At 39.3% G+C, this 11171-nt stretch carries 10 protein-coding genes; all 10 read right to left on the reverse strand.

Going from position 1 to position 11171, the window contains the following annotated elements:
* Position 1: 1 nt before the first annotated feature.
* The 10 genes from cobW to cbiE all read right to left on the reverse strand — a co-directional run bounded on the left by cobW (position 2) and on the right by cbiE (position 11171).
* Complete coding sequence (gene cobW, locus PL77_RS05110) at positions 2-1018, reverse strand: cobalamin biosynthesis protein CobW (protein WP_044202360.1); 1017 nt, start codon at positions 1016-1018, stop codon at positions 2-4.
* Entirely contained in the window at positions 1015-1602 is a 588-nt protein-coding gene (locus tag PL77_RS05115; protein ID WP_044202361.1) for a cob(I)yrinic acid a,c-diamide adenosyltransferase, read from the reverse strand. The genes cobW and PL77_RS05115 overlap by 4 nt, the downstream gene beginning before the upstream one ends.
* 219 nt (positions 1603-1821) lie before the next feature.
* Positions 1822-3156 carry a cobyrinate a,c-diamide synthase gene (locus PL77_RS05120; RefSeq protein WP_044202364.1) on the reverse strand — a complete coding sequence of 445 codons (1335 nt, stop codon included), beginning with the start codon at positions 3154-3156 and terminating at the stop codon, positions 1822-1824.
* Positions 3157-3161: 5 nt separating this feature from the next.
* Positions 3162-3677 (reverse strand): bifunctional adenosylcobinamide kinase/adenosylcobinamide-phosphate guanylyltransferase, encoded by a 516-nt coding sequence (gene cobU, locus PL77_RS05125; RefSeq protein WP_044202367.1) that lies wholly within the window; start codon positions 3675-3677, stop codon positions 3162-3164.
* 3 nt (positions 3678-3680) lie between these two features.
* Positions 3681-5279 carry an AAA family ATPase gene (locus tag PL77_RS30275; RefSeq protein WP_052444185.1) on the reverse strand — a complete coding sequence of 533 codons (1599 nt, stop codon included), beginning with the start codon at positions 5277-5279 and terminating at the stop codon, positions 3681-3683.
* Positions 5279-5992: a cytochrome c biogenesis protein CcdA gene (locus PL77_RS05135; protein ID WP_044202370.1), complete on the reverse strand. Its 714-nt coding sequence runs from the start codon at positions 5990-5992 to the stop codon at positions 5279-5281. The genes PL77_RS30275 and PL77_RS05135 overlap by 1 nt, the downstream gene beginning before the upstream one ends.
* Before the next feature lie 2 nt (positions 5993-5994).
* Positions 5995-7080, reverse strand: a complete 1086-nt coding sequence (gene cbiD, locus PL77_RS05140; protein WP_044202373.1) for a cobalt-precorrin-5B (C(1))-methyltransferase CbiD — start codon at positions 7078-7080, stop codon at positions 5995-5997.
* 268 nt (positions 7081-7348) lie between these two features.
* Complete coding sequence (cobK, locus tag PL77_RS05145) at positions 7349-8164, reverse strand: precorrin-6A reductase (protein WP_156152247.1); 816 nt, start codon at positions 8162-8164, stop codon at positions 7349-7351.
* Positions 8113-9957, reverse strand: a complete 1845-nt coding sequence (gene cobM, locus PL77_RS05150; RefSeq protein WP_044202379.1) for a precorrin-4 C(11)-methyltransferase — start codon at positions 9955-9957, stop codon at positions 8113-8115. Before cobM ends, cobK begins: the two co-directional genes overlap by 52 nt.
* Positions 9954-11171: a precorrin-6y C5,15-methyltransferase (decarboxylating) subunit CbiE gene (gene cbiE / locus PL77_RS05155; protein ID WP_052444186.1), complete on the reverse strand. Its 1218-nt coding sequence runs from the start codon at positions 11169-11171 to the stop codon at positions 9954-9956. The genes cobM and cbiE overlap by 4 nt, the downstream gene beginning before the upstream one ends.

The raw sequence follows: 11171 nt of genomic DNA on the forward strand, positions 1-11171 counted from the left end.
TTTAGATCGCTGTTGAAGCTAATTTTAAGTCTCTACCAATCACTACTAAATGTGTCTTTCTCGTTTCTTCTTCTTTCCAAGGTCGATCGAAATAATAATCAAAACGATCACCTACACCTTGAAGAATCATACGCATTGGTTTGTTCGGAATATTGACAAAACCTTTGATTCTGTAGATTTCATGTTCCTTTACCAATTGCGTCATTTCTTTCACCAATTGCTTGATGTCTGACGTTTCTGGGAATTCTAATAATTCTGTGACTAATGAATCGTCGTGATCGTGGTCATGACCATGTTCGTGATGATGCTCGTGGATAGAATGACGGTTATCTAAATCGTCTTCTGCTGACGCTTCAATTCCTAATAATAAATCATTGCTTACTTCTCCATTGACTACAGGAATAACTTTCGTGTTGGCTCTGATTTTTTGCTGAACGTAAGATGAAATTTCTTCAAATTTTTGATCATCCACCAAGTCTCTTTTACTGACCAATACCAAATCTGCACATGACAATTGATCTAAGAACAACTCTTCAATCGGTGTTTCATGATCCAAAGATTCGTCTGCCAATCTTTGTTCTTGTACTCTTTGTCTATCGCAAAATTCTCCTGTTGCTACACCTACAGCATCTACTACAGTGATCACTGAGTCGATTGTAATGTGTGGTTTTAAGTCAGGCCAGTTCACTGCTCTTACTAATGGTTTTGGCATTGCCAATCCTGAAGTTTCAATCACGATATGGTCGATATCATCTTTTCGCTCAATCAACTCCAACATAGACGGCAAAAATTCTTCCTGTACGGTACAGCAAATACAGCCGTTGGATAACTCAATCAAGTTACACTCATCATCACCACAACCTGCTTTGATGATTTCACCGTCAACACCTACTTCACCAAATTCATTCACCAATAAAGCAATACGCTTTCCGTTGGCATTTTTCATCATGTGGTGCACTAAGGTCGTTTTTCCAACGCCTAGGAAACCTGTAACAATCGTTATTGGGATTTTTCTCATGCTTGTGGTTTTTTCTTTCTTTTATATAAAAATAAATTCCATTTTTCTTCTGCTACTCCGTGCTTATCCATCTCTGATCTTGCCATGGTAAAAAACAAATCAGACATACGGTTGATATACGAAGAGATATAGTCTAATACACTTTCAGGGTCTTCATGACTTAAGGTCACTAAGACTCTTTCTCCTCTTCTTACTTGTGTTCTGCAGACATGACACAAAGCTGAAATCTCGTTCCCTCCTGGTAGTAAGAAATAATCCGAGGGGCTACTCATTTTCCCTTCCATTTCATCAATCCATGCTTCACAAAATTCTGCTCCGTCAGTAGGGTGAGGATTTTGGTTTTCTTTTTTAGAATCTGATGGTCGAGCCAAATGCGACATCATATTCATCATGTCTTTTTGAACTCTATGCAAATTCGGTTGCCACTCGTGGTCATTACCTAATTTTGACCTTAATAGCCCTATGGTCGAATTCACTTCATCCAGTGTACCTATGCATTCTAAACGGGGAGCATCTTTGAACTCTCTTTTTCCGCCGAATACGCCTGTTTTTCCTGAATCACCTTTTCTAGTGTAGATTTTCATAGCGTAAGAGTTTATTTGTTATGTATTTGGACTATTCTGATTCCATCATCAGCCCATGATTTAAATCATGGGTTGGTGATGGAGTAGATTCAATATCGCAAGTGTTAAGCCGACAGGCGTCACTTGTGATTTATAATTGGCGAAGTCTCCCGACTTCGAAAGACAATATTATTCACCTCGAAGTCAGGAGACTTCGCCAATAGACAGTTCCAAGTGATGCTATCGCTTAACACTTGAAACATGGTTATTTTGTATATGATGAAGCAACTGCTGAAGGTCTCCTACTTCACCAAAATAAAAGTGGATGTAAGAGGCCAATACGTTTTTATATTGATAGATTTTTGTTGGAACTTCCTGTTCTCTTGCACTCCAAACGGTTCCAACGGTGGTTACATTTTCGTCTTGATGAACTTTTGAATAATGAAATTCGTGTCCTTTGATGGTGAAATCATCGATGTCAATTTTTCGATAACCCAATGTGAGTTTCATAGCTTCCATTGAACTTGTAAAAGGGAATACACCAACCATCGGTAATTCATTTCCTTTTTGGTCGACCATGTTTTTTCCGAGGTACATCATTCCTCCGCATTCAGCGATGATTTGTCCTCCGTTTTCAGTGTAACTTTTGATGCTTTCTCTCATTTTTGCATTTGCAGAAAGCTCTTGTGTATAGCATTCGGGATAACCTCCGGGGAAGTAAACTAAATCAGAATTAGGGAGTTCTTGGTCATGAATTGGGCTAAAAAATTCAACAGTTCCCAATTGCTTCAAGGCTTCAATATTTTGATAGTAGCTGAAGTTGAAACCTTCATCTTGTGCTACTGCTATTTTGAAGTCGGCATTAGATGTTTCCGACTTAGTTGCAAGGGTTGCCTTTTCTCTTTGAGTAATAGAAAGTAGTTGATCAATAGCGATGGTTTCATTCATCTGATCCGCCATTTTACCGATCATCTGATCATATTTTGAGAGGTTATCAATCGACAGTCCTAAGTGTCTTGAAGGGATTTTACATTCTTCAATAAAAGGGACGTGACCTAATGCTTTTATCCCAACATCATCACATGCTTCTTCTAAAAACTTGTAATGGCTTTTGGTATTGACACGGTTGAAAATTACACCCGCAATATTCAAATCGGGATCAAAGTTTTTAAAGCCATATAATAATGGAGCAACTGAATAAGCAACCGATTTGGCGTCGACCACAAAAATGACAGGGATGTCAAGTTTCTTTGCCAACTCAGCGGTACTTCCTTCCGACTTTCTCGCACCATCAAACAAACCCATTACGCCTTCGATACAAGCCACATCTACCTCATTTGCCAACTCATGATAAGTAGCACGCATGTGTTCTTCTCTCATCATAAAAAGGTCGAGGTTGATACCCGTTTTCCCACAAGCTATTTTATGGAATTTGGGGTCGATATAATCCGGACCACTTTTGAAAGGCTGTACGCTATATCCTTTGTTTTTCAACAATCGAAGTAATCCCAACGTAACAGTGGTTTTGCCCGAATTACTTGTTGGTGCGGCGATAATGAAGCTTGCTGTTTTCATTCAATTTATTCTTTTACGACCATCGGAAGGCCGGATACTACAAATGTTACTTTTTGTGCTTGCTTGGCTATAAACTGATTGATCAATCCATGAATATCTGTAAACTGACGACTTGCTTTGTTCATGGATATCCCACCCAAACCAATTTCATTACTGACCACAATCAGTGTACAGTCCTGCTGTATTAATGCAGTCCATATTTCCTGTGCTCGTTGCAAAGCTTTTTCTTTATCGTAAGCTACCTCATCAAAAATATTGGTAAGCCAAAGCGTAATACAATCCAATAAAACTACTTTTCCAGCAAAATTATGATGATGAATATCAATGGGTTCTTCCACGGTAGTCCAACACTCCTCCCTTCTTTCTTGATGCAATGCAATTCGCTCATTGTGCTCCTCATCCCATTTCTTAGAAGTCGCCAAGTAAATAGGCGAGTCAGATAACTCTAACGTTATTTTTTCAGCAAAAGCACTCTTTCCTGAACGTTGACCTCCTGTGACAAAATGAATATTAGCTTTCATGATTTAAAGGGATAATTTTTGATAATTGCCTCTTAAACGATCGGCTAAATCTTGCATAATGCCTAATTTCACTACGCCCGTTTCCGCATCGACTAAAGTCAAGTGATCTACTTTTTTACAATGGAATTGATAGCTTGAAATAATGTCTTCAATGGCAGTTTCAGCACAAAAACGTCCATCAGAGACAATCACTAACTCCGTTTCTGACAAATCGAAGCCCACCAACATGCTTTTTATTTTTTTCAAAGCGGCGATGATGTTCGTCTTTCCTCCCGTCTGCAATTGCTGAATTTTTTCTGTCACAAAACCGACGTTAGAGGTTTCCTGTACTAACACTTCCGCTTCATTTTGAAAAAGAGAAATCAATGAAAAATGCACATCCGATGATTCGTACTTTTCTATCATCTTCTGAACCGCTCCTTTGGCATAAACAATCACTTGATCTTTGATCATAGAACCACTTGAATCCAAAATAAAGATGACCTGCTTTTTTGTTGGTTCTACTTTAGATTTTTTGATGACTTCGAAAGTATCAGTGGCTAAATATTGACTCACTGTTTTTCGAGTATCTGTGGAAGATTTTATTCCATTCTGATGGATGATTTGCTTATTACTTTCCTTAAAAGACTGTTGTAGTACGACCTCTTTCTCTGGAATTACAGATTCAAATTGATTGGGAGGTGTTTCTTCTTTTGAGTTTTCAGGTTGCTCCTTTTGTTCTTCTTGAGGTGGAGGGTTTTGAGGTGGTTCTTGATTTGGAGGAGTTTGATTTTTACGATGCAAAAGCACAAATTCCTGAATCGCTTTCACATCCTCTTTGGTGACTTTCTTTCTATTTTGAAATGCCACATACGCCCTTGCCGTTTTGACTAATAAAATATCTGCTCTTAAACCTTCTACCGCATGATCAATGGCGAGCTGAGAACAATATCCTAAAACATCACTTTCTAATTCAATGCTTGATAGTCTTTCTTGTGCTGAAATTATTTGATTAAAAAGTTGTTTCTGCTCCTTATCAAAACCTTCAAAAAATGCTTTCGGATCGTCATCAAAAGCCAAGCGGTGTTGTACTATTTTTGTCCTTTCCTCTAATGAAGTTGGCGTTTTCACCTCTACCGAAAGACCAAAACGATCTTTTAATTGAGGACGCAAATCTCCTTCTTCTGGATTCATGGAGCCGATCAAACAAAAACGACTCTTCAACTTTCTTGAAATTCCCTCTCTTTCCAAATGATAACTTCCCGTTGCGGAAGCATCCAATAGCACATCCATCAGATAATCATTCAAAAGATTGATTTCATCGATATATAAAAACCCTTGATGCGCTTGTGATAGCAAACCATGTTGGACTTCTTCTTTTTTATCATTGATGAGCTTTTCCAAATTGATATGTCCCAAAACTCTGTCTTCAGAAGCACCAATCGGCAAGTTGACAAATGGCTTTTGCATCAAATCAGACAGTGAACGGATCAAAGTAGTCTTGCCCGTTCCTTTATCGCCAACGGCTAAAACTCCACCCAAAGTGGGATCGATGATATTAAGAATAAGTGCCAACTTAAACGATTCCTGACCGATGATGGCTGTAAAAGGGAAATTGTTCATTAAGCAAAAATTGAATTGTAAATCCAGTATGATCCGATGACGATTGAGGCTACTCCTGCGAGTCCGTTCATCCACTTAAAAATGGCGATGTTTTTTTCTATAAACCGACTTAAAACCGTCAATAAAGTATAGCTGTAAATGCCCATCGCTAAGATGATACCTACAGATTCTACCAATAGAATTAATACGGCATCCCACATTGTAGCAGAACTTAAAATCAAAGCGGAAGTCAAAGCTCCACCTGTCCCCGCCAATCCATGAAGCATTCCTACCCAAAATGAGCGGTTCATAGGATTCATGGCGATTTCTTCCCCTTGCTTTCCATGAAGGTGAATCGGGTTCGTATCTAAATGATCATGCTCTTCGATCCTTTTATGATCCTGCATCATATCATTGATCTTGTGGTTTCTTTTGATGGCCACAATACCCAACCAAATCATGATCGGACCTACTGACATTTCTGCCCAACTTGATAAATCATGGACAAAAACTTCTGCTGTACTTTTGAACAGCAAGGCAATTCCACCTAACAAAATCAGGGTCACTGAATGTCCTAAAGCCCATTGTGAAGCTTTGAATACATTTTTAAAAGAGGCTCTTTCTTTTTTGATTGCGTTTTCGGTAGCTAGTACGGATACTGCTGTCACGTGATCCGGCTCGAAGGAGTGTAATACCCCTGCCATTAATGGTCGAATGAAACTTGCTCCTGTCATAATTATTTTAGTTTAATAAAATCACCCTCTTTGCCGATGAGGTAGATAGTGAGTTTGGTTTGTTGAATAATAGATTTAGTGGATTGATAACATTTTTGGAGTAGTAACTGATAGAATAATTCCTCTTCGGTAAATGGAAAAATTTCTACAAGTCTACTCGCCATATTTAATTGAAGAATTGCTTCTTGTTGTTCTTTTGAATACCCGCCTTCTTGGGCGATGGATTGAATAAATTCTTTGTTCCAACTGGAAACACAACTGTGCGTATCGGTTTGTCCTTCTGCCAACTTCACCGCTTTTCCCAACATAATTCCGATGGTCACTGCTCTGATCGGTGCACTTTGAATTTTGCGAAGCGTATCACCAATCCAGTTTCCATAATGGATATAGGCTTGCTCCGAAAAATCAGGAAATAGTGCTCTGAGGTATTTCTCACTTCTCGCTCCTGAGTTGATCACGAGTTCATCAATTCCATTGGCCACGGCCACATCGACGCCTTGCTCAATACTTGCGATATAGGAGGAGGCTGAATAAGGTTTTACAATGCCTGAGGTGCCTAAAATGGAAAGGCCGTTCATGATCCCTACTCGCTCATTTAGGGTCTTCTTGGCGAGCTTTTTTCCATTCACCACATAAACAGTGACTGCTACTCCCATTTCCAAATCATAATCATGCAAAAGTTTTTGTAAAGCATCGGTGATCATTTTCCTTGGAACAGGATTAATCGCCGGTTCTCCTACTCCCAATTGCAAACCGGGAAGTGTGACTGTTCCCACACCATCGCCTGCTATAAATTGGATTTCCTGCTCTTCAATCAGCTGTAATTCACAACCTATCTCGGCACCGTTGGTCACATCAGGATCGTCACCTGCATCTTTGATGACACTGCATTTTGCGGAGCTAAAAGAATACTCGCAGTGGTGAACAGGTATAGACAATATTTTCCCTATCGGTAAATGTACTTCTACCGCTTCCTGTTTTTGTTGAAAAATGATCGCCTTTAAGCCTGCCTTTGCGGCAGCCGTGGCTGAGGTTCCTGTTGTAAAACCTTCTTTCAACTCACCTTCTGGAACTTTCTTTAAACCCATGTTTTATCTTTAAAATGTTACCCGATTCCCCCTTCTCCCTACTTCCAATTTTTCTTCTTCTTCATTTTTTCCATTGATGAAAAAACGAAGCAAAAAAATCTAGGCTGTGAAGTCAAAAGCTAAATTTCACTCCTTTCGCCTCAATGATTTTAAACTCGCTGCGCTCAAACAACAAAATCATTTTTAACGGCTCATTTCATGAAATTCTTAACGCTTTTCCCTTCAATGCCGTAAGAAAGGCAGACGTCCTGCGAACAAATAGCATTTATTAAAAACCATTTTGTTCTAATTTATTTTCGAGTTCTTGAACTGTGTAAACCACCTGAAAGGAAGCTGGTATTTTTGGTTCTCGAATAATGATGATCGGAATTCCACAAGTTTGTGAAGCATCAATTTTAGTTTGAAGAAAACCGCTTGCTCCACTTTCCTTGGTCATCACTACATCAATTCCTTTTTCTTTAATCAAAGACTCTTCTAACTCCTGCTCTTGATTAGGCATTGAGAGAATCAAATCTTCTTTAGGAAAACCTGTTTTTTCAGCAATCTCTTTGGAAGATTCCCTTGGCAAAATTCTAAAAATAGATGGATGCTGTTTCCACCATTTCTCAAACTTCTCAATGGTCTGTACCCCTGTTAGTGCCAACAACTTTTTCCCTTGAAATCGATCAAAAAGCAAGGTTTCGGCATCTTTATAATCTTCCGCCCAAAGTATTCCGTTTTCTCCCTCTAGCTGTATTGGCTTTCTTCCAAATCGGATGACTGGAAGCTCATTTTTAAGAGCAATGGAAGCTATCGTTTGATGCAATATTTCTGCAAATGGATGAGCCGCATCAATGATCATTGAAATTTTATTTTCATGGATAAATGCATCCATTTGTTCTTGATCCAATGCACCCGAATGATATTTCATGTACGCACTCTCCTCTACCTCCACTTTTGTTTTCGTAGAGTAAATAAATGACTGTTGACGTCTTTCAAGACATTCCATCACTTTTTTGCCTTCCGTTGTTCCTCCAAAAACCAATACCATGCTTATGCTTCTTTTACGACGAACTTTTTGTTGGTTCTGAAGATATGTTGCCAATCAGGGCTGTATAATTGAGAGCGATTTTTTCTAGCTCCAATTGCCTTTCCGACTACAATCAATACCGTTCTTGTTTTCTTGCTGTCTTTGACGATTTGAGCGAGGTCTTTTAATTGACCTTGATAAACTTCCTCGTCTCTCCAAGTCAATCGGTACATCACGGCCACTGGCGTGTTTTCATCAAAATGATTTAATAACTGTGCTTGAACTTTCTTGGCAATTCCGGCACTGAGGAACAAGCACATTGTCGCGTTGGTCTTGGCAAATGCTTCCACACTTTCTTTGGGTGGCATTGGTGTTTTTCCTTCTCCACGCGTCAACACAATCGACTGCACTACTTCAGGAATGGTAAATTCTGATTTTAAAACCGCCGCCGCCGCACTAAATGCAGAGATACCCGGAACGATGAAATACTCCATTCCCAATTCATCAAAAATGGTCATCTGTTCCTGGATCGCTCCGTAAAGTGATGGGTCACCGCTGTGCAATCTCACTACCGAATTTCCTTTCTTATATTGATCAAACATTAAAGTGATCTGCTCCTCCAATGTCATCATCGCTGAGTTACGAACAATTGCACCTTCTTTACACCAACTGATCATTTCCTCTGGCACCAAACTTCCTGCATACAATACGCAGTCTGCTTCTTCCAAATACTGCTTGCCTTTTACAGTAATCAATTCCTCATCACCCGGACCTGCACCAATAATGGCTACGGCAGATCTTCTCTCAAAGTCCTTGATTAATGCGATCGAATAGGTAAACTTATCGTCGTTTTCTAGGTGTACTTTTGTTTTTTCCACCAATACTTTGTCTTGCTTGGAAAGTAACATGGCTGAAGATTCAGAAACGCCATCCACTCCTATTTTGGATTGTACCATCTCACTTGGATTCGGCACTTTTACTTCATCAATTTCCTCTTTTGAGAAAGTAGAAAATGGTAAATAGTATTTTTTGGAAAGGTCGAGGTAAGCACTTTGCTGGGCTTTGATATCAATAGATCCAAACGTTTTCAAGGCTGAAAAAGCAATCTTCTGCTCTTCTAATTCCGCCTTTAATCGTGCTTCAAAAAGAGGAAAATCTAAGGTCTTCGAACAACCCGAACCTAAGGCCAATACTTTAGGTCTGTAGTAGAGAGATGGTAGATTGAAATCGTAAATTTTATATGTCACCGCGATCAATAACTCAAACTTCTCTGCATCGATTTCTTCTGCATCATAAAATACCGTCACAAACTCGGGAAGGTTTTTCTCTAAGTAAGCTGTGCCTTTGTCCTTTACATCCAACAATAATGCTGTAGGCTGATTATTGACAAATAAGCTGATCAAATGATTTAAAGGCTGATCTGTTTCTACCGTCCAATCATAAGTTTGGCTCAGCGTATCCAACGCCCATATTTCTTGTAAATCACTCGATGTACTGATGATAGCTTTTCCTCCTACCACTTGAGCGATTTTCTCCGCAAATTGATTGGCTCCACCTTGATGTCCTGAAAGGACCGACTGAATATTTTTGCCGTGATCATCAACACAAACCACCGCAGGATCTGTTGCTTTTGTTTCGATAAATGGAGCAATCAAACGCACACAAATACCCAATGCACTGACAAAGCAGATACCATCTAGTTTATGGAAATAGTCGTTTAGATAATCATTTAAGGAGGCCACAACAGATACATTTTCGTTTTCTGTTGTTCGAGTAGTGACCACTAAAGATTTTGGGAATTCTTTCTGGAGAATAAGCGCCTGTGCTAATCCTCTATCAGTAGTGGCTATTATAGCTATTTTTTTCATTTAAAATTCTTTTTTGCGACCAATAGATGTATCGTATTGTGGTCATTGAGACTCATTTTAATCGGCTCTGCTACGGTATAATTCAATGTGAGACAAACTTTTTGGAAGGTCTCATAAGATTTCTCTAATACCGTATTCATCACCATCAAACCATTAGGAAGTAAAACAGAATTCAGTTTATGAATCATCTCTTCTAATCGGTTGCCATGACCTCCAATAAACACGACATCTGGAGGCGTAATTTTTTGTATATCTTCTTCAAAGAAATCATCAATACTTACCACTATACCCGGGCAATGATGACGCTTTGTATTGTTGTCTATGATTTCTCCGCATTCTGTTCTTTTCTCAAAAGCGAAAACTTGCAATGACGGATAGTTCAGCTGAGCTTCAATGGCAATGGAACCTGTGCAACTTCCCACATCCCAAAAGCACTTCTTATCCCACAATTCCAATGCTTGAAGTGTCAAAGAACGAATGGGCTGTTTGGTCATCATTCCCGGTCTGCCTTCCAAGGTTTGGAAAGTACTATCTGCAATACTTCGGGGAGGAACAAAGTCAGAGGTCTTCATCAGAATTACACAATTCAGCAATTGGTAATCGGCAATTTCACTCGCTTCTCCCAAGGTGAATTGACGAACTCTTTCTTGCTCTCCATCCAATTCTTCACCGACATAGACGGTATAATTTGGATAGCCATAAGTGAGTAATCGCTGTGCAATATGCTGTGGCGAATGCTCCTTGTCCGTCAAGATTCCTATCATCTTTTCACCCTGCATCAAGCAAACATCCAAAGGTTTCCAAGTACGTCTGCCATGTAATGAAATGCTTTTCAAATCGCTGTAATTCAAAGAGGCTTTGTGTGCCAATCGTTGAATAGAATTGAAATACGGCAATACTTCTAGTTCGGCAGAGGGTAAAAGTCTTTTCAGCGTATTGCCAAAACCAAAAAATAATGGATCGCCCGAAGCGAAGATCACTACCTTTTGCTCTTTCGTTTGATACTGATGAATGACGTCCTGCATTTTACCCGAAATCTCAATCCATTCATGATTTTCAGGCAAATGCTTTTTCACCAATTGATAATGCCTCTTTCCACCAGAAAAAACAGTATGATGGTGTATCAACTGTTTTACCTCAGCGTTCAGTTGCACTTCAGAATGATTGCCAATTCCGATGATGTAGAAGTCTATATGTTTGTTTTCTTGTGTCAA

This window comes from Flammeovirga sp. OC4 (assembly GCF_000812565.1).
GTDB lineage: Bacteria > Bacteroidota > Bacteroidia > Cytophagales > Flammeovirgaceae > Flammeovirga.